Raw genomic sequence first — 24,106 nt, forward strand, 5'->3', positions numbered from 1 at the left:
TCAAGATTAATTTTTATGTTAAAAATCCCTATTATAGAAGGTCTTTTTAGAAAAATTAAAATTTTTTAAAAATTTGTTGACAAACTTTCTTAAGAGGACTATAATCAGTTCGAAAACTTTGAATATCAAAATTTTATAAAAATAATATTTGATGTCAAATGAGTTTAAAGAATAAGGTGGGCTTATATCTTTAATAACTTTGTAGGAGGAGTAGTATGTTAAGACACATATTGGAAAATGGAGGAATAATCGTATATGCCATAATGCTCATGTCCATATTTGGATTTGCAGTGATTGTGGAAAGAGGAGTTTATTTTTATAGGAATGAAAGGTATAGCGGCACCCTGCTTCTGGAACATCTGGAGAAGTTTATCCTCAAGGGAGAGAAGGAAAAGGCAATAGAGGTGTGTGACAGGTTTAAAAACACCAGTGCAGTTGTTATGAAGGAGATAATTAAGGAGTTCGAGACCTGCAGTATAAATGGATGCAACTATGAATTTTTAGAGGAGAAGGCAAGGGAGTGTGCCCTAAAGGAGGTGCCTAAGCTGGAGAAAAACATGTGGATCCTAGGAATAGCAGCTCACGTGACTCCCCTTGCAGGACTATTTGGAACAGTAACAGGGATGATCCAGGCATTTATGGCTATCTCCACACATGGGACGGGAGACCCTACAATACTTGCCAAGGGAATATCCCAAGCACTTATTACCACAGCAGCAGGACTGGCAGTGGCTATCCCGGCACTTATCTTCTACAACTACTACAGCAAGAAGATAGAGGTAGCATTAAATGATATGGAGATGAATGTAGTCGAGTTTATCAACTTCTTAAGAAAGCAGGTGTAGCCATGAAGACAAGACGTATTGCAGTCAGAAAAAAAAGGCAGGTTGTGCCGGACCTCACCCCCCTGATAGACGTTGTATTTCTCCTTCTTATATTCTTTATGGTAGCCACAACCTTTGATGACCTGGGAGGAATGAGGATAGATATACCCCAGTCTGCTGCAGCAGTGAATCACAAGGACGTAGACAAGATCTCGGTTCTCATGGGTAAGGACAATGAGATGAAGGTGAGAAGTGTAATAGGCGGCAGGTCCTCAGTGGAGGATGTGGATATAGAGGGACTCCCGGTAAAATTAAAGGGATTAATCGACAGAACTCCCGACGGCAGGGTGGGAATCCTTGCTGACAGGGAGATAGATTACGGAGAGGTAGTGGATGTTATGTCCATTGCCAGAGAAAATGGTGCTAAAAGCATCGACATAGAAACTAAAAGGATGTGATATACTTGAACCCAAAAATGAGAGAAGCTCTCCACAGTGCATTAGGTGATGAGGAGTATGCAAGGATAGAGAGGTTAATAGAGGAAAGGGGGATGATGGCCCTCATGGGAGAGGTAGCCAAAAATCCAAAACTAAGAAAGATGATGAAGAGCATGATGGGGGCACCTAAGAGCAAGGAAAGGTCCAGGTCACCCTTTGAGACAAGAATAAAATCCCACCACAACGCAAGTGCAATACTGGATGATTTCTTTGAGAAGAAAAGTCTTGATGATAACGGATTTATAGAGCACCTAGAGGGAGATTTATCAGATGTTCCCAAATCCATCTATGTGCATACACCCTACTGCGATAAGATCTGTTCATTCTGCAACCTGAACAGGGAGCAGCTAAAGGGAAGCCTGGATGAATATGCAAACTATATAGCCGATGAGTTTAAAAAGTATGGAACAACAAGATATATGAAGGAAAGTCAGTTTGAGGTTATATTCTTCGGTGGGGGAACTCCAACGGTATATAAGGCAAACCAGCTGGAGATAATATTAAAGAGTATAGAGGAAAATGTGAGGTTAAAGGAAGGATATGAGTTTACCTTTGAAACTACACTGCATAACCTAAACAAGGAAAAGTTAGATGTAATGATGAAGTACGGAGTAAACAGGTTAAGTGTGGGAATCCAGTCCTTCAGCGAAGAGGGAAGAAAGTTTTATAACAGAACCTACGGGAAGGAGGAGGTTATCAAAAGGCTTAAGGAGTTAAAGGAATACTTTAACGGTGAGGTATGTATCGATATTATCTATAACTTCCCAGAGCAAAGTAGGGAAGATGTTATAGAAGATGCAAGGATAACCAGGGAGCTGGGCCTTGGAAGTTCAAGCTACTACTCTCTAATGGTTCATGAGGGTTCAGCCCTGTCTAAGGATATAGATAGGGGAAGGGTTGAGCTGAGCAGGTCTCTTGAAAGAGAGAAGGAACTGGCCAATGCATTTTCAGATGAACTGATGAAAACAGGTGAGTACTACCAGCTTGAATTGACTAAGATAGCTAAAAAAGGGGGAGACCTCTATAAGTATATCAAGGTCAGAAATGCCGGGGGAGATACCTTCCCTATTGGTGTAGGTGGCGGAGGAAATATCGGAAATGTAGGTGTATTTAGAATGGGGAAGAAGACATCCTTCTACAGCGTTAAAACAGATGAGCACAGAAAGTTTGACATGGTGTCTGGACTGATGCAGTTTCCTCAGGTAGATAAGAGGGACCTGACAAAGATCTTAACTGAAGAAGAGATGAAGATATACAGTGAAAAGATGAAGGATTACATTACATTGGGATATATGACAGACACGGGAGACGCCTTTACTCTGACCAAGGAGGGGATATTCTGGGGGAATAATATCTCTAAGGATGTATTAACACACTTGGCAAGGGTACTATACGGGAAAAAACAGGTGAAGTAGATGATGAAAAAATATCTTATGATGACAGGAGGAGTAGTTTCAGTAGCTCTGGGAAGCCTGGGAATTGTATTGCCTCTCTTGCCCACTACACCATTTCTGCTTCTGGCAGCATACCTGTTCTCCCAGTCTTCAGAGAGGTTTCACGACATACTTATGAGGAACAAAGTACTGGGAAAATATATCTATAACTACACAGAGAGAAGGGGAATTGTCCTCAGGGATAAGATCATGTCTCTAATCACTCTTTGGGGAGGTATCGGATTTTCCTTTACCAGGATGAGCAATATCTACGGGAGAACCTTTCTCCTAGTGGTACTACTAGGTGTGACCTATCATTTGGTCACAATTGAAACTTTAGAAAGTTAGTTATAATTTTTTATGGGAGGAGTTCCTCCCATAAAGTTTGTTAAAAAACTTTGATTAGCAAAATATTAAAAAAAGAAACAAAGGGGAGAGAAATGAAAAAGAGATTGGCATTATTAAGTTTAATGATTGCAGCAACATCATATGCTTCAGATGATTTTTTTTATGAGGATAGGCCTAGTGGGGAGGAGGCATCTTCAGTTAGGTTAGAGGAGAGTGTAATATCTGGTGTGGGGTATGAAACCACAGTGAGGAATACTCCAAAGAATGTTCAGGTAATATCAAGTAAAGAGATAGAGGAGAAGAACTATCAGGATGTTACAGAGATCCTAAGGGATTCACCTCTTGTAACTATAAGAGAGGACGCTTTTGGTCCCATAGTGGAGATGAGGGGAAGCGGAAACAACTCCAAGGCAACGGTACAGGTACTGGTTGATGGGGTAAATATAAACCCTGTGGATATAAACCACGGAACCCTTCCATTAAACTCCATACCGGCTTCGGGAATCGAGAAGATAGAGATACTTCCAGGGGGAAGCGGGGTACTCTATGGTGACGGAGCTACTGGAGGAGTAGTAAACATAATAACCAAGGCTGCTGCAAGTGGTGAACCAAGTATTTATGCAGGAGCAAGGTATGGAAGTAATGCTAATAAACAGTGGGAAGCTGGTGCAGGAGGCAGGATAGGAAAGGACCTCTTGCTTCAGGTAAACTACTCTGGAACCGACAGACAGGGCAACAGAGACGAAGAGGAGTATGAAAGGCAGTATGTGGATATCTCTGCTAAATACGATATAACCCATAGAGATAGATTAACCTTTAAATATGCCCATACAACTGAGGATAGAACCAGTGCAGACCTTCTTACAAGAGCTCAGCTAACTGAGGACAGAGGCCAGTCTGGAATCGACTTCGACGGAGTGGAGTCGGATCTTGCTGGAAACGGAGATATAGCAGACAGAAGTGAGCTTACAAGAGATGAGTTTATGGGTACCTATGAAAGGGATATTACAGATAGACTGACCTTCAACCTTAAAGCCAGCTACCAGAAGACTGAAAACGACTCCCATACAAGGGACCTTACAACTGGATGGAAGGAAGGTATGGATGATGCTTGGTTTAATTCAGGGAACTACTATGCTGATACTATAGGAACCTTTACAGATGAGAAGTATAGGGTTAGCCCTAAGATCAAATATGACTATGCAGAGGACAGCTACCTGATTGTTGGTTATGACTATACTATGCAGAAGAGTATGAGAGACTTTGATAACTTTACAGACCTCTATGAGGTGTATGAGCTGGATACAGAGAAGGAAAGTCATGCAGGATATGTATTCAACAAGACCAGCATAGGAAGCTTTGAGTTTATGCAGGGATTCAGAAGAGAGTGGACCTACTTTGACTTTGAAAAATCAACTCACTACCATCACCAGGTAATGGCACCATCTACTCCTGGATGGATTACAGGACTCCCTGGAGGTGTTGTAGATACAGGACTTCAGAAGGAAACTCACAGCAAGAGTATGAGAAATGATGCCTTTGAGTTTGCTGTAAACTACCTATACTCAGATACAGGTAATGTCTATGCAAGGTTTGAGCAGAGCTTCAGAACACCAGCACCTACAGAGTTCCAGGATAAGGATGGAACTAATTATATATATAACGACCTGGATGCAGAGACAAGCCAGACTATAGAGCTGGGAGTAAATGACTATGTCCTCGGTTCATTTGTTAGTGCCACAGTGTTTGGAGGAAGAACTAAGGATGAGATCTTCTACGAGGAGGTAGAGCACGGTAAGGAGTGGTACTACAACAACCTGGGAGAAACTCAGAGATACGGTATCGAACTTAGTGCAGAACAGTATCTTGGAAAGTTCACATTCTTTGAAAACTTCTCATATGTAAAGACTGAGATTACAGAGAATGAGTCGGATACTTCCATAGAGGGAAATGAGGTTCCATATGCTTCGAGAATGAACTTTAATATTGGAACAAAGTATGACTTTACAAGCAGACTAAATACAGTAGTTAAGGTTAACTATAAGGACGGTTACTACTTAGACAGAGCAAACGAGTTTGAAGCAGGAAGCACAATCACTACAGATATGACGATTAACTACACTATGGAAAACGGTCTGAAGCTTTACACTGGGATAAACAACTTATTCAACAGAAACAACTATGACAGAACCGGATTAAGCGGTGGAGAGATGGTATATGACCCGGCAGATGAGAGAAGCTACTATGCAGGGTTTAAGTATGAGTTTTAATAAACTATAAAATTAAAGGAAGGGGGAGACCTCTTCCTTTAAATACAGAACAAGGAGAATTCACATGAATAACATAAAAAAGTTACTTCCCCTTACACTACTGTGCGGAATTGTTGTTATGGCAGTAATTTCAACGGGAATGGGAAGTATTCAGGTTCCTGTAGGGCAGATAATTAATCCCTCAACAGCACCTGATTATGTAAGAACAATAATTTTTGACATAAGACTTCCAAGGATACTTATGGCACTTTTAATAGGGATGATGCTTGCATCCAGCGGTGTAGTGGTACAGACTGTTTTCCAAAATCCCCTTGCTGATCCCTACATTATAGGGATAGCTGCAAGTGCTACCTTTGGTGCAGTTCTGGCATTTATCTTTAAGATGCCTGATATTATGTATGGTATCTCGGCCTTTATCTCATGTCTTGCCAGCACATTTATTATCTTCCACCTTTCTAACAGAGGAGGGAGGGTTAACGTAACTACTCTTCTTATAATAGGAATAGCGGTTTCGTCATTTATAGGGGCTATGACCTCCTTTGCCATGTACCTCATTGGGGAAGACTCTTTTAAGATAACTATGTGGCTTATGGGTTACCTTGGGAATGCAACATGGAGGAAGGTGGGGATACTGCTGCTACCACTTATACTATCCCTGGTCTTCTTCTTTATGAACAGGAGCCAGCTGGATGCCCTTCTATCAGGGGATGAGGAAGCACACTCCCTTGGAATAGATGTCCATAAGTTAAAGGTAAGAGTACTGTCGGTAGCTTCACTGGTTGTAGCCTTCTCAGTAGCTTTTTCAGGGATGATCGGATTTGTGGGGCTTATTATCCCCCATAGTATAAGAATTATTACAGGACCTAGCAACTCAAAACTTCTTCCCAATGCCGCCCTTGCAGGAGGTTTTTTTCTTCTTATTTGCGATACAATTGGAAGAATGGTCCTTGCCCCTGTGGAGGTGCCAATTGGAGTTGTAACAGCCTTCTTTGGAGCTCCCTTCTTTCTATACCTGGCATTTAAGAGTGGAAGGGGGAGTATGTAATGGCTATTGAAGTAAAAGGTGTAAGGTTTTCCTATGGAAAAAAGGAGATACTAAAGGGAGTGGATGTAAGGATTAATAAGGGAAAACTTACCGGGATACTGGGGCCTAACGGCTGTGGGAAGTCCACCCTCCTTAAAAATATACTGGGTTATCTGAAAAAAAGTCAGGGAGAGATCATTCTTGGAGGAAGTGAGTTAGGGGAATATACACAAAAAGAACTTGCAAGAACTGTGGCCCTTGTACCGCAGAAATCAAGTCTTATGTCTCCTATGAAGGTAGAGGAGTTTGTCCTAATGGGAAGACTTCCCCACCTGGTAAGCTCGTGGCAGGGCTACAGCAGAGAGGACAGGGAGATATCGGAAAAGTTCATGGAAGAGATGGATATAGGTCGGTTTAAGGAGAGGGGAGCACTTAGCCTCTCTGGAGGAGAGTTTCAGAGAGTGCTTCTTGCCAGAGCTCTTACTCAGGATCCGGATATTCTACTGCTGGATGAACCAACATCTGCTATGGACCTTAACCATGCTGTGGAGCTTATGGTCAAGGTTAGAAAACTTGTGAGGGAAAAGGGGCTTACATCGGTAGCTGTAATCCACGATCTAAACCTTGCTTCTATGTTCTGTGATGAGCTTGTTCTCATGGTAGGTGGAAAGGCTAAGTATGTGGGAACTCCCAAGGAGGTCCTTACAGAGGAGATCTTAAAAGAAGTTTACAACCTTAAGTCCAAGGTAATTACAGACGATGACGGAAACCCATATGTAATTCCCCTGGTATAGAAAGAAATAGTTACTTCTGTCTTGATACAGAAAGTAACCAAGAAATCAAGACCTGTTGAAAATATCTATTTCATAATCAAAGAAGCCTGAAAGAATCGAAACTCGCTTTGCTCAGACAGTCGACACTTTCTAACCTTCTTTTTCATATTCTATTTACGATATTTTCCAATGGTCATAAAACTTTAAAATATTAAACGTTAGGATGGGAGAAATAATGAAGAAGATAATATTACTGTTAAATATGTTTATAATCTCAGTGTGTTCAATGGCACTAAGTATAGAGGAAGGTAAGATAACAGACTTTGTGGGGAACAGTGTAGAGGCTAGGGAGTATAAGAGAATAATCGCTATAGATCCTGCAGCTGTAGAGGTGTTCTACATGATAGGTGGAGAGAAGAATATAGCTGCTATTGCTAGAACTACTACTACTAAGATATGGCCTGAAGATAAGACAGAGCACCTTCCCTCTGTAGGGACAATAACAAAACCATCTATAGAGCATGTTATATCTTATAGCCCAGGTCTTGTTATATTAAACCCTATGGTTGCAGGTTTTGGAGAGACATTAAAGGCTAGAAACATTCCCTTCATTGTAAATGGCGGAAACAACTTTGATGAGATCTTAAATAATGTAAGTGTATATGGAGTTCTTGCCGGCAGGGAAAAGGAAGCAGCTAAAGTCAGATCTGAGTATGAAGAAGAGCTTGGTGACTTAAGAGAGAAGGTAGAGGATAAGCCTCTGGGACTTAAGGGAGCCTTCCTCTTTAGTACTTCTCCACTGATGGCATTTAACTCCAAATCTCTACCAGGACAGGTCTTTAACCTTCTTGGAATCGAAAATATTGCAGACAACCTTCCAGGAGGAAGACCAATTATCTCAGCAGAGTTTATGATTGCCTCCAATCCAAATGTCCTTCTGGGAGCAATGGGTATATTTAAGAAGGAGGATATTGTTAACAGCAATCCCTTTGTAAAGGATACTGAAGCTGGAAAAACAGGAAATATCGCTATAGTGGATTCAGATAAGATCCTCAGACCGACACCTAGAATAATAGAGGTAGTGAGGGAGCTATATGAGGAGTTATCCCTTGAAAGTTAAGTTAAGAGATTACTACAAGCTGGAAAGGAAGCTGCTGACAGTATTTTTAGTCAGCAGCTTTGCTGTTACTCTTATGGATCTCTGGGCTCCAAATTTAGTTAGAGTTCTCATGGATGACATTATTCCAGCAAGAGATATGAATAGGTTTGCAAGATCTTCCCTTCTTCTGGGAGGGCTATACATTTTAAGGTTTGCTGTTTCCCTCTTCTCCTATAGCAGGGGACAGTTAATGGGGAACAGACTAAAGTATCATATGAGAAATGACCTCTATAAAAAGATTCTCGATCTTCCCTCGAAGTTTTTTAATAAAAATAAGAGTGGAGATCTAATAACGAGGCTCACCGGAGACCTGGAAAGCTCCTCTACACTCCTCTATAGAGGTCTTGAGGACATATTGTTTTCCATATTATCTATTATAGGTGCTGTTTTTGTAATGGTAGGATTCAGCCCTGCACTGACAGTCTTAACTCTTCTCCCCCTTCCCTTTACCTCTGCCTTTGTATGGTTAAGAAATGAAAGGCTTAAGAGGGGTTACGGGGCTATAAGGGGGAAAAACAGTGAATTGACCTCTAATATACACGATACCCTCAAAACTATATTTTTTATTAAGGATAATCTATTAGAAGGTTATAGATACGGTAAATTTCAGGAAAGGAATGAAGAGCTCCTTGAGGAGGAGAGAAGGAACTGTTTCAACATCTCCCTTCTTATGTCTGGAATTACCTTTTACAATAACCTGACACAGATGATAATTATCTTTGCAGGGGGATATCTCTATATCGGAGAAAGGATAACCATGGGAGTAATCCTCTCCTTTCTTCTCCTTACAAACAGGTTCAGAATCTACCTTATAAAGCTCATGGGCCTTGTGGATATCTATCAGAGAGGTATGACTGGTATCTCAAGATTCAGGGAAATAATGAATACTAAGGAGGAGGAATCTGGTAAAAATAAGATAGAGGATCCCATAGAAACTCTTGAGCTAAAAGACCTGACCTTTTCCCACGGGGGAAGAGAGGTGATCTCTAAGCTGAATATCACTGTAAATAAAGGAGAGAAGATAGCCTTTGTAGGAAGGAGCGGTGTAGGAAAGAGTACCCTGCTTAACCTTATCAAGAAGGCGCTTGTCCCACAGGAGGGAAAGATCCTGATAAATGGTGTCTGTCTCTCCTCTATAGACAGAGTTGATTACCTGGGAAGGCTGGGAATTATAGACCAGAATGAACATATAATGAATGAGAGCGTAGAGGAAAATATCACGGCTGTAAGGAGAGATATGGATATAGAGGATTTCAATAAAAGCCTTGAAAGATCTATGTTTCATGAGGTAGTGGAGGAACTTCCAGAGAGGGAGTCTACCCTACCGGGAAGCAATGGGATCCAGTTAAGTTCAGGTCAGAAGCAGAGAATAGCTGCTGCAAGGGTATTTCTGAAGAAACCTGAGATCCTAATCCTGGATGAGGCAACTAATACCCTGGACAACATTACTGAAGCTAAGATCATGGAGAATATTCACAGCTACTTCAAGGACAGGATTGTAGTGGCGGTGGCTCACAGGCTGGATACCCTCAAGAACTTTGACAGGATATATGTTCTGGGAGAGGAGGGAGTTATTGAAAGCGGCAGCTTCCATGAGCTTTTAAGGAGAAAAACCATATTTTACGGTATGTATAGGGGAGGCTAGGGCCTCCTTTTTTCTATGGAAACTTTGGCAGCACCAATGATTAATATAGGGAGAAGGATTAATGAATATTCTGCTGAATATCTTTCCCTTGATCTACCGAAGCTAATAAAGTTTTTTCTAGACCTAACAGAACTTTTTTAGAGGTCCAGGCTCCCATAAAAAGTTATTATAGAGTATCTTATATCTATCAAGATCCTCTGAAAAAAAGGAATAGATTAAATTTTCTTAATAACTATATAAGGGATTAAAAAGGGGGGGATCTAGTCGGTGCATAGAAAAGGAATAGACGAATCTAAAAAATAGAGGGTGATATTTATGTATCCAAATGCAGAGGAAGTAGGCCTGAAAATCTCATTTGGGGGTGGAGTAGTCTTTGCAGTAATTGGATTAGTCATGGCGGTGTGGAGCAGGTCTCAGCTGGTACTACTGGATGGTAGCTACAGTTTGCTGGATTCATTTTTTACATTTCTGATCCTCAAGGTTACCACAATGGTGGGAGAGGATAGAAGCAAAAGGATGAAGCTAAGGTGCCTCAAGGAGTACTTTCTTATACTGAGATCGGGAGCAATTATAACCTTTCTGTTATATCTTCTCAGGGAAAATATAATCATAGTTCTCCAGGGAGGAAAACTTGTAGATACAGGTAGCGTAGGGGCATACACATTCATATCTGTCCTGGGAGGGGGAATATTTTTTTACTACCTAGACAGATGCAGTAAACATACCGATTCTAAGGTACTGAGATTAGAAAGAAAGGGGTGGCTGATAGACACTATGCTCAGCGCATCCATAGCAGTATCTCTTATAATATCCTACCTTATCAAGGGCAGTGATATAAGTTATATGAGGCTTTACATAGAACAGATATTTGTAATTTTAATAGTTCTGGTTAATTTCCCTTGTCCTATAAATGTAATTACAGAAAGTATTAAGGTGATAAAAAGAAGTTAAAATCTATATCCATAGGAAAAACCTCAGATTCGACATCTGAGGTTTTTTAGAGACTACTATTAATTTTTTTCATTATATTCAAAGCAGTTTTTATCTCCTCTTCGGTTATATGCCTTGAAAATTGTTCTATAATGATATCCGCTGCCTCGATAAAGGCCTCTCTTTTTTCATATGCAAAGGGAGTCAGTCTCACAAAGTTTATTCTGCTGTCCTCAACACCCTTATACTTCTCCACATACCCCAACTTTACCAGCTTGTTTACAAGAGCTGTTACTGTAGATTTGTCCCTCTGGATAATTTCAGAGAGATCTCTCATGGAGAGGGTTTCATTTCTGAAGAGGGCCACAAGAATATCTCCGTGGGTAGGAGCCAGTCCCACTACACCTCTGAGCTCAAGCTCCTTTAACTTCCTGATTCTGAGTTTTTTCTCGATTTCTGTAATTGTTTTTATAAGTTCTCTATCCATCATATTCATATTATATACTCATTGTACTATAAAATACAAATTTAAATTTTAAACTGATCTTTGAACCCCTCCCTCACAACTGTATACTCACCGGTTTCTTCATTGAGATCATAGATGTTGAAGTTGGTCTTAATATCGAACCCCTCATCTCTTATGGCAAAGTTAAGGGAAGCCGACCCATTCTCACCACTGACTATCCTGTGGAAGATCTTAACATCCCAGGAGAGAACCACTCCCTCGGAAGCTATCAGCTCACCGTCACGATAGATCTTGTCCGGGTGTATCTCAAAGGTGAGCTTTCTTCCCAGTTCTCCGCTATAGAGTTCAACTCTTCTATAACCGTGCATCACCACCAGATTATCCTTTTGATGGTAGTGCATATACCAGGGTCTTTCCACCTCACCCACCTTCCCAGGAGAAACAGCATTGTTTTTATGTATTACTCTGTCCACAGAACTAGTGGATTTCACTATCCCCTCTGGAACCAGGTCAAATACCACTCCCTCGGTTTTTCTAAAAAGTTTCAAGGGGGAAATACTATAAAACCCCTTAACCTCTTCTATATACATACAGATCCCTCCCTAATATTGATATTCATATATACTCCAATATCTTTTATTTCTTTTAATCTTTCTCCCTCCCAAATAAAAAGTCCTGTTAAATAAATTACAGAAAGAAAGAGGGCGGAAATTAAAAATATCTTATTATTTCACTTTTAAGAACTCGCTTCCAACCGTCTTTGTATTCTATCCTTTTTCAAAATTCGAGGACCTTAAAACTTAAATTAGAGCTTCATTTTTTTCTGATATTTCTAAAAAACCACTAAAAAATTATCTCTGATAATAAATCTAAGTATAATGACAATTATCTACAGATATATTATTGGATCTATAAGAATTAGTTGGAATAACTTGGTTTTTTAGGTTATTTTATAGGGAAATCTTTAAAAATGGACTTTCCTATTTTGGGGAAGTGGCCTGATGTGATTAAGGACTGTGGATCGCCTATTTAGATAAAAACAAAAGTAAATTAATCCCTTCTTCAAGTCCCGTCTAACAATTTTTCTGTATTTATAAGGATGGGACTTTTTATTTGGGAGAGACATTCTTACTTCCACCTCTGCCGAATAATCTATAGAAGAGGTAGGTTCCTGAGAGGTAGAAGATTATGGTGAAGTAGTAGGGGGCATTGTAGGATACCTTTTCCATAAGGTATCCCCCTGCCACCATTCCCAGTGCTCTGGTCAAGTTGCCAGACAGGGTAAAGAGGCTGCTGAGCATGGGCCTTTCATCCTCATCGACCATCTCCATGGAAAGGTTCTGAACTATGGGGTGGTTTAAGTTCATAAGGGTTGACCTCATGAGAAAGGATATGGTTATTATAACTATTCCCTGGGGAAATGCTATGGAGATAAGAAATGGGATGGAAAGTAGCTGACAGAGTATTACCGTCTTTTCTCTGCCCACCTTCTTGGCCAGTAAGGGTACTAAGAGTCCCCCTGCTGCTACTCCCATCTGAGCTATGGATAAAATAGTTCCCACTAGGCTGTTTCCTATATCCAGTGTATATTTCAGGTAGATACTGAAGAAGGGAACCACAAGACCTGCCCCAAAACCAATGGTGCTATTGTAGATGAGGAATTTCACTACTTGCCCACGAACTACCCTTCTATAGCTTTTTAGATATTCTCCTAGTCCTGTCCACTCCCTCTCCACATTATTTTCCGTAATTTTATTTATAGGAACGGTAAATGAAAATAGAAGGGTGGCAAAGAGAAGAAAGATCATTCGCAGGGATGAGAGGCCGGTAAAGTTAATCTTCAACAGATCTGAAAGTCTTCCTCCCAGAAAGGTCCCGGCAATTATTCCAATATTTTTTAATGCAAAGTTGTAACTGAATACCTTAACCCGTTTTTCCTCTGAAACATTCTCCATGAGAAAGGCTCCCTCACTGGTCATATGCATGCTGAAGCCCATTCCCATGAGAGAGGCTGAAAACAAGATCATATCCGGGTTCAATGTGGAGACTAACCCTATTGCTCCAATTCCTGTGAAAATTATTCCAGAAATAATTATTTTTTTATATCCGTAATTTTTAATTAAATAGGATGAAAGCACTGATGATAGAGCAATAGACAGAGTGGTGCATGAAAGAGTTCTACCAACGAATCCCTCTAAAAATCCTGCTTCCTTTAAAAAAATTCCAGCAAAGGTGAAGAAAACACCCCTAACCACAAGGTAGATGATAAAGGTCCCCAAAAAAAACTGCTTTATATTGTTGTTTAATTCTCTATAGATCATACCTCCCCCTAACTATATTTAAATTGTGTAAATGACAAAATTAAAAATAAATGTTATTATATAGGGTAAATTTCAAGTAATGCCTACTAGAGTATAGTACATTATTCTATGATTATGAAATGGAGTTGATATAATGAGCGAAATAAATATACTGGTTAAAAGATCCTTAGAGGAAAACCTCCTTATCTCTGGTGTGCTGAGCAACCCAAGAAAGGGAGTTACTGAATATAAAAAGGTCACTGTAAAACCCGTTGTATTAAAGGAGGAGCTGAAGTTTCAGTTTGCCTATATCCTGGACAGGAATACCGTCCATAAAAACCTCGATACCCAGGAAGCTGTGGCAGAATTAATGGAGCTATTTAACCTCTACAAGCAGGGAGTGCTCTATACTGGAGAGGGAGATTACCAGATCCTTATCAATAAGAAGGGGAAGGCTAAGATCATCAAGAATAAAGCAAGCAAGAAGGTGGACCTCAGCGCCCTGAACCACAACAGAAAGAAGAAATATGTTATCGAGGAGGGAGTTCCCTGCGATTTCCTTGAGAGACTTGGAGTAATGGACAGTGAGGGAAATGTCTTCAAGAGTAAGTTCGATAAGTTCAGACAGCTGAACAAGTATCTGGAGGTAATGGAGGGATCCCTTAAGACACTTGACCTAAGCAAGAAGCTGAGGATAGTAGACTTTGGTTCAGGTAAGGCATATCTGACCTTTGCCCTCTACTGGTATTTAGTGCAGAAGCTGGGAGTAGAGGTAGAGATAGTTGGGCTGGACCTGAAGAAAAATGTTATCGAGCTGTGCAATAAGATAGCTGAGGAGCTGGGATACAGGGACCTTTCATTTAAGATGGGAGATATCAAGGGATATACAGAGTTTGATGAGGTAGATGTAGTTATTACCCTTCATGCATGTAATACAGCAACAGATGATGCTATCGTTAAGGCAGTAAAGTGGAACGCTAAGCTAATAATGACGGTACCTTGCTGCCAGCAGGAGTTATTTAAGCAGATCGACAGTGATGTAATGTCTCCCCTTATGAAGCACGGAACTATTAAGGAGAGGATAGCTTCCCTTGTGACAGATTCCATCAGAGGGAACCTTCTGGAGGCCCTTGGGTATAATGTGGAGATCTTTGAATTTATTGAAACGGAGCACACTCCTAAAAACCTTGTAATAAGAGCAGGAAATAAGGGAAAGCCAAGTAAAAAGGCCCTGGATGAGTATAGAGCTTTCAGGGATATGTGGAACCTCAATCCATACCTGGAGAAGGCCCTTGCCGATGAGCTGGATAATATAAATTAAAAAGCAATTTGACGTTGCACCCTAATAATCGATTGGAGCACTCATTGTTTTATTTAGTTTTTTATAATTTTATATTTCCTTTATAATAAAAAGAAGAGGATAATCCTCTTCTTTTTAATTTTCAGTAGTATATTTTTCTATCTTTGAGGTGAGAATATCCACGATGAGGGGCTCCAGCCCCAAAATAGAGTCAAGGTGTATTTTAAAATCGCTGTACCTCTTAGTAGTTCTCTCTATTATCTCAGGGATATGAACCTCTACATGCTTTCCCCCATAGAGGAGGTAGGGAATAATAACTGTTTCTTTTATTCCCTCTTCATAAACCTCTACAAGCTTTTCCTCCAATAGGGGAGTTCCAAAGGTGAGAAAGGCCTCATCTATGGAGAGATCCGACCTCTCTCTCAGTACCTCTACAAGGTTTTTAAAGAGTTCATTGTTCTCCTCTACCCTGCTCCCGTGACCAACTATAATAATACTCTTCATGTCTACTTACCTATGCTACAGCTATAGGGATTCCCCTGACTTGGATGATCCTCTATGCTTTTAACATTTATATTTGCCCTGTACTCGGTCTCGCTCCAGAGTATCCTCTGGGCAACTTCAGCTTCTGGGTTTAACTTTACACCATCTAAAAGCATATCCTTAAACTTGTTGTAACCAGCCCTGTCTATAAGGTGTCCCCCGTGAATATACTGAGGCTTATTCTCCAGTACATTGGCTGAGAAGGCCTGCCAGTTTTTGATTACTCCTAGAACCACCTCTTCAGTTACCCAGTTTAAAAACATCTTTCCCATTCTGGGATACTGCTTTCCAGTCCTTCCTCCTACTATGACTCTATATAACTTCTTCTCAGGTCTTACCCATGCAGAAGTTGGACAGGCTTCGATACACTCTCCGCATCCCACACAACAGCAGCTGTCCTTCACAGCCTTGTGGTTATCTCCGCTTAGAACCCTTGTGGCATGGCTCTTACAGACCTTTACACACCTCCCGCATCCAATACACCTCTCCTTGTGGAAGATGGGCTTGGTTACACCGATTATTCCAAAGTCATTGAAGTGACCCTTAGCACAGTCGTTGGGGCATCCAGCCAGAGACATCTTTATGTGATAGTGGCTTGGAAAGATCTCCTTTTCCAGCTTCTTTGCAAGTTCGTGGGTATTGTAGTTTCCCTTGATACAGTGGGCTCCCCCGATGCAGGCCATAATATTTCTGGCTCCGATTGTAGGGTAGCCAGATGAATCTACCTCCATATCAACACTACAGGCCTCTACCTCTACCTCCCTGATGTAATCTTCCAGATATGCATTTACAGCCTCTATATTCTCATACTTTATCCCCGGCATATTTAGAGTCTGTCTCATACCAGGGTGAAAGGTCCCGTTCCCCCAGGTCATAGCTATATGCTGTACCACAGAAAGATACTTGGCATCAATAAGTCCTCCCGGAACCCTCATCTGAAGCATAAACTCCCCGGGAACCTTTGACTGACGAAAACAGTTTAATTTTAGTTTAGTTATATTTATATCGTGATTCATTCTCTTCCCTCCTAATCAATTAGATATTTTCCTTCAGTATAGTTAAATACAGGTCCCTCAAGACATACATAGGTTTCATCTACCCTGCAGTGTCCGCATTTTCCTACTGCACAGGACATCTTCCTCTCAAAGGAAAGCCAGATCTTCTCTTCTGGAACCCCCATCTTAACAAACTCCTTGGCTCCAAACTCCATCATCTTTGGAGGCCCTACAATTACAATCTCTGTATTTGGAATGTCAGAAAGGTTTAACTTATTAAAGTGCTCTGTAACCAGCCCTTTTGATAATCCTAGGCTGCAGTTGCCATCCTGGCAGATTTCATCTACAGTGGTAATAACATGGTGATCCCTTCTCCACTGGGATATCTCCTCCTCAAAGAGGATACACTCCTCATTTTTAAACCCAAGGATGAGCTCCATATTTTCAGTGGAGGCAAACTTCTTATGCACAGCATTTATCATAGACCTTACCGGACCACAGCCAGATCCTCCGGCCACAACTATCAGATGTTTTCCCCTATAGTTTTCATCAAAGGGGAAGCCGTTCCCATAGGGCCCCCTTAAAAACATCTCATCCCCGGGCTTTAACTCAAAGAGTACATTGGTAACCAATCCTACCTTTCTTATTAGAAATTCTATCCACCCCTCCTCCACATTGAACTCTGTAACAGAGATGGGAGCTTCCCCCACTTTAGGAATGGAGATCTGAATAAACTGCCCGTAGTTTAACTCATCTACCCTGTCAAACTCCACCTTAAAAAGCCACTCTATATTAGTAACTTTCTTTATATCTAATATCTTATATGGTTTCGGCATAATTGGATTTTCCATTACTTGCTACCTCCTGTTAGTTTCTCAGTTTCATGGGTAAGTTTATTTATAAGGGTAGAGAAGGATATAAATACCGGACATCTGTCATCGCATCTTCCGCATCCCACACACATATGCTCTCCCCCAAATCTCTTCTTGAAGTCATGGACCTTGTGCATAGTCTTAAACCTCATTCTCTCTCCGGCTGTGCTTCTGAAGGTATGTCCACCAGCCATATCGGTGTAACCATCTATATGACAGGAAGCACTTATCCTTCTCCTTTCCCCGGCATTGCTGTCTGGAGTATAGTGCATATCATAGGATGTATAGCATGTACAGGTGGAGCAGGCTATGGTGCAGCTACCACACATAAGACATCTCTTATCGTATTCTTTCCACAAGTCAAGGTTCTTTACCTGCTGCTGAATATCCTTATTAGGAATAACAGGAAGCTCAACTTTTCTGCTATTTTCCGTAACTAGTGGTACTGAATACTCCATCTCTTCCCCTTTAAATACCTCCTCTAAACTACCCTTTTTTATATCCACTTTTACTGTCTCAGGCTCTAGCTGTAATCCAAAGATATAGTCTTTATCCTCAACAATATTCCCCTTCATAGAGGCACAGAAACATGTATCCCACCCTTTATCTGGGCATTCCATAAGGGCAAAGGAGATTCTGTCTCTCATCTTCCTGTAGTAGGAATCTTCAAAGCCTCCATTCTCAAGGTAGATCCTATCCTGTCTCTTAAAGGCATTTATATCACAGGCTCTTGCAAATATAAGGACGGGCTTGCTATCTGTCTTTCTCTCCCTGTACTCATCGTCGGTGAAGTAGAATAGGGTTTCAGTAATAGGACCTATAACCTCCTTGGCAGGATAGTCCGATTTTGCATCATAGACTATCTCCTTTCCTCTCTCCACCACTCCGTATCTGACAACATCTGTGTCTACATACCTTCCCTCCTTGGGAAATCTTTTTGGAGCATAGATTACATAAGTTTCCTTTAACCTTTCAAAGGCTTCATCAAAACTTTTTCTACTCATTTTCACTGCCATAAATTCCTCCTTTTTTAACTGTTTCTATCTTAGTTAAGATATTAACATAGCCTTAAAGGGAATTAACAATACTAATATTCAATACAAAGAATAGGTTTTTACCTATACAAACTTAAAATATTCTTGAAAAAGTCAATAATAAAGCGTGAGGTTCCACCCTTCTTAACCTTTTGTAATAATCTATCATAATGAAATTAATCTATAATTATATACTTTTCCTAACAATAAAAAAAGAAGGAACATCTCTGTTCCCTCTAAAACTACTATCTATAGAATATCTACTTCCCCTTAAAAAACCTCAGCACCATCTTAACGGAGTCAAAGGGAGCTCCCCTTCCTAGAAGGAGGGGCCACGAAGTATTTGGATGGGGGATTACATGTCCTCCCTCAAACACCTCTATTAGGATATTTTCCCTAACCCTGTACTCCCTGTAGAGCCTGTGGTCCAAAGGTTCCGGAAGGGTCTCCTCCCTGGAGATCTTAAGAAAGGATTCATAGGTGGAATCAAATCTTCCCCTACTCCTGCCGTCGGATCCCATAAGATCTCCCCCTTGAAAGGGGACCATCCTGTCCTCTACATTGTTGATTATAATCACAGGGGTAGCCTTTTCAAGGGAGTAATCCCTGTTCTCCTCACTGGGAAGGTTGATACACCAGAGAGCTATTTTTTTAAAGATACCGCTCTGGGTAAACTTAAATCCCAGGGCTCCCCCGTTGGAGAAACCTCCAAAGAATACCTGCTTCTCATCTCCTCCATATACAGAAACAAGGTAGTGGACTATCTTCCTGTAAAACTTCTCCTCATCTATATCAGCTTCCCTTGCCGGATGGAGCCTTCCCAGCCTCCCGTCATTCCAGTAGGGTCCAAAGGAATCTGGATATACAACTATAAGATTTTCCTTCTGGGACATCTCCTCAAACTCATAGGCTGTGGCTGCCCTCATTATATCCCCATTGCAGTGGGAACCGTGGGCAAGAAAGATAATTCTGGCTCCGGGCTTTAACCCCTCTGGGATAAAGTAGGAAAATCTTCTCTCCACTCCATCTATATGAAGGATCTTCTTCATGGTTCCCTTCCTAAAAACAACTCCCTCCAGATGACTCACCATCTGGGGAACAACTATCCTCCCCATGCTACTTATTCCTTTTCTTCAGTGGGAACATAAACACATCTCTCATAGCTCCTGTGTCATCGGCCTGCTCCTCTACTAGAGGTATATCTGCAAGCTCCACCTCACCAGCGTACTCATAGGTCCCCTCCTCATATACCTCAAAGAGGTGCAGGGCGAATCCCTCATCAGCTGCATTGAGGATAGACTTGTTCTGCCTCTTCATCTCCTGGTTTCCCTTCTTTCCCATACCTGTAAAGTAGAGGGTATCTCCCTCTTTTCTGTGCTTGTATGAGCAGTTGTCAAACTTAGCTATAAGAACTATAGTATTGGTCTTCTTACTCTTTCTTACTCCCCCCTGGTTGCTGCAGAGAAATAACTCTGCAATATCCTTATTCCCTATCTTATCTCCTATATTAAGGTCTCTGTAATCCATAATCTCCTCCTAAATCTACTAACTTTTTCAGTTAAAGGTTAACACAGAAATGGAATTATTTCAACACCCTCTCCTATGGGGAGAGGCTTGTAAAAAAGGGAATGGTCCTTTTTGGGGTATAGATAGAGTAGCAGATTAATCATACAGCTAAGGAGGAAGATATGGAACACAATGAGAGGAAGCCAGAGTGGCTGAGGATAAAGATACAGACCAATAATAAGGTAAGGGAGGTGGAGGAGCTTCTGGACACCCTGAACCTCAATACAGTGTGCAGGGAGGCAAGGTGCCCCAACAGGTGTGAGTGCTACTCCAAGAAAACAGCCACCTTTATGATAATGGGAAGTATATGTACCAGGGGATGCACCTTCTGCAATGTAAGGGGAGGTAAGCCTGAACTGCTTAACAGGGAGGAACCTGTAAATATAGCCATGGCTGTGGAGAGGTTGGGGCTGAAGTATGTGGTGGTTACCTCGGTAACGAGGGATGACCTGGATGACGGGGGGGCAGATCACTTTGGAAGGGTGGTAGAGGAGATAAGGAGAACTACCCCAGATGTCAGGGTGGAGATACTTATATCAGATCTCAGAGGAAGTAAAGTTGCCATAGAGAGGATAGCCCATGCTGCTCCCGAGGTACTCAACCACAATATAGAAACTGTTCCCAGGCTCTATTCCACCGTCCGGCCAGATGCTGACTACAGGAGAAGCCTGGAGGTCATAAGGAGTATCAAGGAGATGAATCCCAAGATAAAAACAAAGTCGGGAATAATGCTTGGACTGGGGGAGACTCAGGAGGAGGTCTTAGAGGTATTTAAGGATCTCAGGGAACATGGCTGCGACCTTCTTACAGTTGGCCAGTACCTAAGGCCATCCAGGGAGCACACTCCCATGGAGAGGTATATCAGTCCTGAGGAGTTTTCCTGGTACAGGGAGAGGGCCCTTGAGATGGGGTTTCAAGGGGTAGCTTCTGGGCCTCTTGTAAGGAGTTCCTACAATGCCTGGGAGCTATATAGTTCAAAGGATTAGATATTAGAGCCTGACTTTCTAAAAAGTCAGGCTCTCTTTTCATACAATAAAAAACCCTCTTCAGATAATCTGAAGAGGGTTGCTTTTTACACTGTAACTTCCCTTGCTTTGTGCTTTTTCAGAGTAACCTCTGAATCCGATGGGAGGGCAAATAGCGGTATAAACCTATCCATTCCTGTAAGAGTCAGGAAGAGGATACTGAACACTGCTATAACAGCCATTATATTAAATCTAATCATGTCCATTGCTACAAAATGATGTAGTGGATATACAGCATTGGCTATACCGATGAAGAATCCAACATATACATGCCAAGGAACAAGCTGAGAACCAAATACTCCAAGGGCATCACTGAATGTAGCATTTCTAAGTCTTAGCTTTTCAATAGCTTCTGGAGATCCGTCTACGTTCTTCTCAACTAACTCTCTGATGATAGGTCCCACAGTAACGATCTGTGCCATCTCATCTGAAAGAGCGGCATTTCCAAGTATAGAAAGAACACCATTGTAGAACATTAACTGTCTCACGTTTCTGGAGATAGCAACTACCAGGTTGGAAAGAGGTCTGAAGGCATCTATTCTCTTCATGATACCACCAAAGGCAGCAACCCACATCATCATTATAATAACCCATGAACCTGCATCTTCGAAACCAGTGTAGATAAGGTCTAAGAACTCTCTAGTTCCAGCTACAGTACCAGCCATTCTTCCAAAGAGGAAAGCTGTAGTAATTCCTGCAAAGAGACATCCCAGGGTAGGAATACCCTTTACTGCTAGGATAAGTACTATAATAAGAGGTACTGTCATATAGATAGGAACCCCGCTCTGTACCTGCTCAAGAAGGGTAACTGCAGATGCTCTTTCATTTGCCAGTGCCTCCCATACCTCTGCTGGTATCTGAGATATCGCAGTTGAAGCCTCTATAGATCCCGAAGGAAGTCCCATAAACATAGCTACCAGGTAGAAGGTAATAGCTGAAACTACTAGTACCAGTGCTGACCACACCCCCTGGTGTCTTATTCTTTTAATAACCTCTACTCCCTGGATACCAGAACTTACCACTGTAGTGTCTGATATAAGTCCTATATTATCACCGAAGCATGATCCCCCTGCAATGGCAGCCAGAGTAAGGAGTACATTTCCTCCCAGGATATGATTTAGCCATAAAAAGATAGGTGCAGATGCTGCAAAAGTTCCCCAGCTCGTTCCAGTGGCTATGGACAGGATGGATGAAACCATCAGTGCCACAACAGCTACCGACTTAGCTGTAATTCCAAGGGAAAGAGACAGGTTGATAATAGATGCCCCAACCCCTGTAGCCATAAACGTTTCAGCCATGGCATAGGCAGCCATCAGTATGAAGAATACAATCTGCATCTCCTTAACATTGTTAACACCAGAATCCAGAATCTCCTTGAAGGAAAGTTTTTCCGTATATGCAGCTACAACAGCGGCAAAGATGGTAGATACGGGAGCAGCGATAAGTACGTCAAAACCTGAGATCATCATTCCAGCCATTACAAATACGGGTGAAATTTTCAGTAGAGCATTGAAATTCATAAAGTAATACCTCCTAAAAAAATAAGTAGTCTTTTTTTGTGCTTGCTGTGTTATTAATATAAACCATATACAACGTTAATAAAAATTTCACTCACCATTTAAGAAATCTTTATTTTGTATGAATATACTCCCTAAAGTGCATAAGAGTCAAATTTTTATTTTTGGTATTTATTGGTTGTTTTGTGTTTAAATGACGCTATTTCCGAACAAAACCGGAGTTGGTAACGGTTTCGTACTAAATTGATTAATAATGAAAATTTCTTAAAAAAGACTTAATTTTGAAACAAAATTATATATAAAGAATATTATGCATATGGTTTAAATCAATTCTATTTTTTAGCATCCTCCCACCTTAATGAATAGGTATTGAGGAGGAGTTTTCAACTTCCTCCGAATAAAGAGTATAAAGGGATAAAAAAACTACTATTTTTATATTAAAGATCTGGTGATGAGATGAAGGAATATAAGAGCGAATTAAAACTGGTGCTCCTGGCACTTCTAATCTTCAATATAGTTTTCATGGGTATCAGCGTGAGAAATCAGAAGAAACACCTGAATGCCCAGCTTAGAAAGGTGATAACCTTCATGGAGATGATCCTTCCCCATGATCTCCACGACAAACTCTCTAGAGGTGAGGAGATTGATATGGAGCAGGTAGAAAGGATCTTTCGGCAGCTCTCCCTCTATGCCCACTCTGAAAAACTGAAGTTCTGCTACACCATCGTGGATACTCCCCAGGGGATGAAGTATGCCTTTGGAGGAATTCCCCTTGAGATAATCGACAGGGGAGAGTTTGCCCAGTACTACCTCTATAAGGTCAGTCCCCAGGAGGATACCATCTATGATATTAAGAGAAGGATGATAGAGGAGGGAGGAGATGAGTTCTCTGGAATCTATCGGGATGAGTTTGGAAAGTACAGAGCCCTTGTCTCTCCCTATGAGACTCAGGGTGGGAACATTATCTTAATTGGTGCAGAGTATGACTATGATCAGTATAAAAGGTGGTTTATGAGAGAGATGTTTACAATCTTCTTTATCAACTCTCTGATCCTATTGGGAACCCTCCTAATGGTCTTTTCCATATATCAGAAGAACAAGGCAGTAAGAGCTGCAATTATAAAGGAGGGAATGACAGATCACCTCACAGGCCTCTATACGAGAAAGGCTCTGGATACAATAGATGAGAGAATAAAAGCTGTGGATCCAGCCCTGTGGGCCTTCCTCTACTTTGACCTGGACGGCTTAAAGGTAATAAATGACACCAGGGGGCACAAGGAGGGAGACAGGTATATCTTGGGATTTGCCAGGATCTTGAAGAAGGTATTCAGGCATGAGGACCTCATCCTCAGGCTGGGAGGAGATGAGTTCCTTGTGGTAGGTGAGGTGGCAGAGAGCTCCAATATCCAGTTAATAGAGGAGAGACTCAGAAGGGAGGCATATAGAAGCAATATCGAGTTCTCCATGGGATTTATCCTGGTGGAAAGCACCGATATAAATGATATAGACAGGATAATAAAGGAAAGTGACAAAAGAATGTATGAGGAGAAGCAAAAAAAGAAAGCAGTTAGAAAGTAGATTCTAC

23 protein-coding genes are annotated in these 24,106 nt (G+C 41.2%); 13 read left to right on the top strand and 10 right to left on the bottom strand.

The genetic code is table 11. The features are described from left to right. Positions 1-215 precede the first annotated feature (215 nt). From QMG11_RS14035 to QMG11_RS14080, 10 genes are all read left to right on the top strand, one after another. The gene (locus QMG11_RS14035; RefSeq protein ID WP_281836808.1) at positions 216-845 is read left to right on the top strand and encodes a MotA/TolQ/ExbB proton channel family protein; all 630 of its coding nucleotides are present in this window, start codon (positions 216-218) and stop codon (positions 843-845) included. Positions 846-847: 2 nt separating this feature from the next. Further along, complete coding sequence (locus tag QMG11_RS14040; RefSeq protein WP_281836810.1) at positions 848-1,282, top strand: ExbD/TolR family protein; 435 nt, start codon at positions 848-850, stop codon at positions 1,280-1,282. A gap of 5 nt (positions 1,283-1,287) precedes the next feature. Continuing rightward, positions 1,288-2,736, top strand: coding sequence for a radical SAM protein (locus QMG11_RS14045; RefSeq protein WP_309302094.1), 1,449 nt, complete (start codon positions 1,288-1,290; stop codon positions 2,734-2,736). Beyond that, on the top strand, positions 2,737-3,102 hold the full coding sequence (locus QMG11_RS14050; RefSeq protein ID WP_281836812.1) for a YbaN family protein: 366 nt from the start codon (positions 2,737-2,739) through the stop codon (positions 3,100-3,102). Positions 3,103-3,194: 92 nt separating this feature from the next. Further along, a complete protein-coding gene (locus QMG11_RS14055; RefSeq protein ID WP_281836814.1) occupies positions 3,195-5,372 on the top strand; it encodes a TonB-dependent receptor in 2,178 nt (725 codons plus the stop codon). A 73-nt stretch (positions 5,373-5,445) separates the two neighbouring features. After that, positions 5,446-6,417, top strand: coding sequence for a FecCD family ABC transporter permease (locus QMG11_RS14060; protein ID WP_373877236.1), 972 nt, complete (start codon positions 5,446-5,448; stop codon positions 6,415-6,417). Continuing rightward, on the top strand, positions 6,417-7,190 hold the full coding sequence (locus QMG11_RS14065; RefSeq protein ID WP_281836817.1) for an ABC transporter ATP-binding protein: 774 nt from the start codon (positions 6,417-6,419) through the stop codon (positions 7,188-7,190). Before QMG11_RS14060 ends, QMG11_RS14065 begins: the two co-directional genes overlap by 1 nt. Positions 7,191-7,404: 214 nt before the next feature. Further along, the gene (locus QMG11_RS14070) at positions 7,405-8,289 is read left to right on the top strand and encodes an ABC transporter substrate-binding protein (protein ID WP_281836819.1); all 885 of its coding nucleotides are present in this window, start codon (positions 7,405-7,407) and stop codon (positions 8,287-8,289) included. Continuing rightward, a complete protein-coding gene (locus tag QMG11_RS14075; RefSeq protein WP_281836820.1) occupies positions 8,279-9,973 on the top strand; it encodes an ABC transporter ATP-binding protein in 1,695 nt (564 codons plus the stop codon). Before QMG11_RS14070 ends, QMG11_RS14075 begins: the two co-directional genes overlap by 11 nt. 315 nt (positions 9,974-10,288) lie before the next feature. Next, positions 10,289-10,924 (top strand): cation efflux transmembrane domain-containing protein, encoded by a 636-nt coding sequence (locus QMG11_RS14080; protein WP_281836821.1) that lies wholly within the window; start codon positions 10,289-10,291, stop codon positions 10,922-10,924. A 46-nt stretch (positions 10,925-10,970) separates the two neighbouring features. Here QMG11_RS14080 and QMG11_RS14085 read toward each other — a convergent pair whose 3' ends face one another. From QMG11_RS14085 to QMG11_RS14095, 3 genes are all read right to left on the bottom strand, one after another. After that, a complete protein-coding gene (locus QMG11_RS14085) occupies positions 10,971-11,399 on the bottom strand; it encodes a MarR family winged helix-turn-helix transcriptional regulator (protein ID WP_281836822.1) in 429 nt (142 codons plus the stop codon). A gap of 32 nt (positions 11,400-11,431) precedes the next feature. Beyond that, positions 11,432-11,959 (bottom strand): hypothetical protein, encoded by a 528-nt coding sequence (locus tag QMG11_RS14090; RefSeq protein WP_281836823.1) that lies wholly within the window; start codon positions 11,957-11,959, stop codon positions 11,432-11,434. Positions 11,960-12,478: 519 nt separating this feature from the next. Next, positions 12,479-13,690 carry an MFS transporter gene (locus QMG11_RS14095; RefSeq protein WP_281836824.1) on the bottom strand — a complete coding sequence of 404 codons (1,212 nt, stop codon included), beginning with the start codon at positions 13,688-13,690 and terminating at the stop codon, positions 12,479-12,481. A 133-nt stretch (positions 13,691-13,823) separates the two neighbouring features. Between QMG11_RS14095 and QMG11_RS14100 the strand changes: the two genes are divergently transcribed. Continuing rightward, entirely contained in the window at positions 13,824-14,990 is a 1,167-nt protein-coding gene (locus QMG11_RS14100; RefSeq protein ID WP_281836826.1) for a class I SAM-dependent methyltransferase, read from the top strand. Positions 14,991-15,104: 114 nt separating this feature from the next. Here QMG11_RS14100 and QMG11_RS14105 read toward each other — a convergent pair whose 3' ends face one another. The 6 genes from QMG11_RS14105 to QMG11_RS14130 all read right to left on the bottom strand — a co-directional run bounded on the left by QMG11_RS14105 (position 15,105) and on the right by QMG11_RS14130 (position 19,940). Next, entirely contained in the window at positions 15,105-15,473 is a 369-nt protein-coding gene (locus tag QMG11_RS14105) for a sirohydrochlorin chelatase (RefSeq protein WP_281836827.1), read from the bottom strand. Between the two features lie 2 nt (positions 15,474-15,475). Further along, positions 15,476-16,528: a sulfite reductase subunit C gene (gene asrC, locus QMG11_RS14110; protein WP_281836828.1), complete on the bottom strand. Its 1,053-nt coding sequence runs from the start codon at positions 16,526-16,528 to the stop codon at positions 15,476-15,478. An 11-nt stretch (positions 16,529-16,539) separates the two neighbouring features. After that, positions 16,540-17,358: an anaerobic sulfite reductase subunit AsrB gene (asrB, locus tag QMG11_RS14115; protein ID WP_281836829.1), complete on the bottom strand. Its 819-nt coding sequence runs from the start codon at positions 17,356-17,358 to the stop codon at positions 16,540-16,542. Beyond that, on the bottom strand, positions 17,358-18,395 hold the full coding sequence (asrA, locus tag QMG11_RS14120) for an anaerobic sulfite reductase subunit AsrA (protein WP_281836830.1): 1,038 nt from the start codon (positions 18,393-18,395) through the stop codon (positions 17,358-17,360). The genes asrB and asrA overlap by 1 nt, the downstream gene beginning before the upstream one ends. A 278-nt stretch (positions 18,396-18,673) precedes the next feature. Further along, positions 18,674-19,528, bottom strand: coding sequence for a CE1 family esterase (locus QMG11_RS14125; RefSeq protein ID WP_281836831.1), 855 nt, complete (start codon positions 19,526-19,528; stop codon positions 18,674-18,676). 1 nt (position 19,529) lies between these two features. Further along, positions 19,530-19,940, bottom strand: coding sequence for an SRA domain-containing endonuclease (locus QMG11_RS14130; RefSeq protein WP_281836833.1), 411 nt, complete (start codon positions 19,938-19,940; stop codon positions 19,530-19,532). A gap of 134 nt (positions 19,941-20,074) precedes the next feature. Here QMG11_RS14130 and lipA point away from each other — a divergent pair, with 134 nt between their 5' ends. After that, positions 20,075-20,965, top strand: coding sequence for a lipoyl synthase (lipA, locus tag QMG11_RS14135; RefSeq protein ID WP_281836855.1), 891 nt, complete (start codon positions 20,075-20,077; stop codon positions 20,963-20,965). Positions 20,966-21,051: 86 nt separating this feature from the next. Here the strand turns inward: lipA and QMG11_RS14140 are convergent, their stop codons facing one another. After that, a complete protein-coding gene (locus tag QMG11_RS14140; RefSeq protein ID WP_281836834.1) occupies positions 21,052-22,524 on the bottom strand; it encodes a Na+/H+ antiporter NhaC family protein in 1,473 nt (490 codons plus the stop codon). Positions 22,525-22,977: 453 nt separating this feature from the next. On the opposite strand from QMG11_RS14140, the gene QMG11_RS14145 reads away from it, so the two are divergent. Then, positions 22,978-24,099, top strand: a complete 1,122-nt coding sequence (locus QMG11_RS14145; protein WP_281836837.1) for a GGDEF domain-containing protein — start codon at positions 22,978-22,980, stop codon at positions 24,097-24,099. Positions 24,100-24,106 lie beyond the last annotated feature (7 nt).

This window comes from Propionigenium maris DSM 9537, from assembly GCF_027925155.1.
GTDB classification, from domain to species: Bacteria; Fusobacteriota; Fusobacteriia; order Fusobacteriales; family Fusobacteriaceae; genus Propionigenium; species Propionigenium maris.

Coding starts and splice junctions, on each gene's coding strand:
- QMG11_RS14040 (WP_281836810.1), top strand. CDS start 848: ATGAAGACAAGACGTATTGCAGTCAGAAAAAAAAGGCAGGTTGTGCCG.
- QMG11_RS14125 (WP_281836831.1), bottom strand. CDS start 19,528: ATGGGGAGGATAGTTGTTCCCCAGATGGTGAGTCATCTGGAGGGAGTT.
- QMG11_RS14080 (WP_281836821.1), top strand. CDS start 10,289: ATGTATCCAAATGCAGAGGAAGTAGGCCTGAAAATCTCATTTGGGGGT.
- QMG11_RS14140 (WP_281836834.1), bottom strand. CDS start 22,524: ATGAATTTCAATGCTCTACTGAAAATTTCACCCGTATTTGTAATGGCT.
- QMG11_RS14065 (WP_281836817.1), top strand. CDS start 6,417: ATGGCTATTGAAGTAAAAGGTGTAAGGTTTTCCTATGGAAAAAAGGAG.
- QMG11_RS14055 (WP_281836814.1), top strand. CDS start 3,195: ATGAAAAAGAGATTGGCATTATTAAGTTTAATGATTGCAGCAACATCA.
- QMG11_RS14090 (WP_281836823.1), bottom strand. CDS start 11,959: ATGTATATAGAAGAGGTTAAGGGGTTTTATAGTATTTCCCCCTTGAAA.
- QMG11_RS14070 (WP_281836819.1), top strand. CDS start 7,405: ATGAAGAAGATAATATTACTGTTAAATATGTTTATAATCTCAGTGTGT.
- asrA (WP_281836830.1), bottom strand. CDS start 18,395: ATGGCAGTGAAAATGAGTAGAAAAAGTTTTGATGAAGCCTTTGAAAGG.
- QMG11_RS14035 (WP_281836808.1), top strand. CDS start 216: ATGTTAAGACACATATTGGAAAATGGAGGAATAATCGTATATGCCATA.
- QMG11_RS14050 (WP_281836812.1), top strand. CDS start 2,737: ATGATGAAAAAATATCTTATGATGACAGGAGGAGTAGTTTCAGTAGCT.
- asrB (WP_281836829.1), bottom strand. CDS start 17,358: ATGGAAAATCCAATTATGCCGAAACCATATAAGATATTAGATATAAAG.
- QMG11_RS14130 (WP_281836833.1), bottom strand. CDS start 19,940: ATGGATTACAGAGACCTTAATATAGGAGATAAGATAGGGAATAAGGAT.
- QMG11_RS14095 (WP_281836824.1), bottom strand. CDS start 13,690: ATGATCTATAGAGAATTAAACAACAATATAAAGCAGTTTTTTTTGGGG.
- QMG11_RS14105 (WP_281836827.1), bottom strand. CDS start 15,473: ATGAAGAGTATTATTATAGTTGGTCACGGGAGCAGGGTAGAGGAGAAC.
- asrC (WP_281836828.1), bottom strand. CDS start 16,528: ATGAATCACGATATAAATATAACTAAACTAAAATTAAACTGTTTTCGT.
- QMG11_RS14085 (WP_281836822.1), bottom strand. CDS start 11,399: ATGAATATGATGGATAGAGAACTTATAAAAACAATTACAGAAATCGAG.
- QMG11_RS14145 (WP_281836837.1), top strand. CDS start 22,978: ATGAAGGAATATAAGAGCGAATTAAAACTGGTGCTCCTGGCACTTCTA.
- QMG11_RS14100 (WP_281836826.1), top strand. CDS start 13,824: ATGAGCGAAATAAATATACTGGTTAAAAGATCCTTAGAGGAAAACCTC.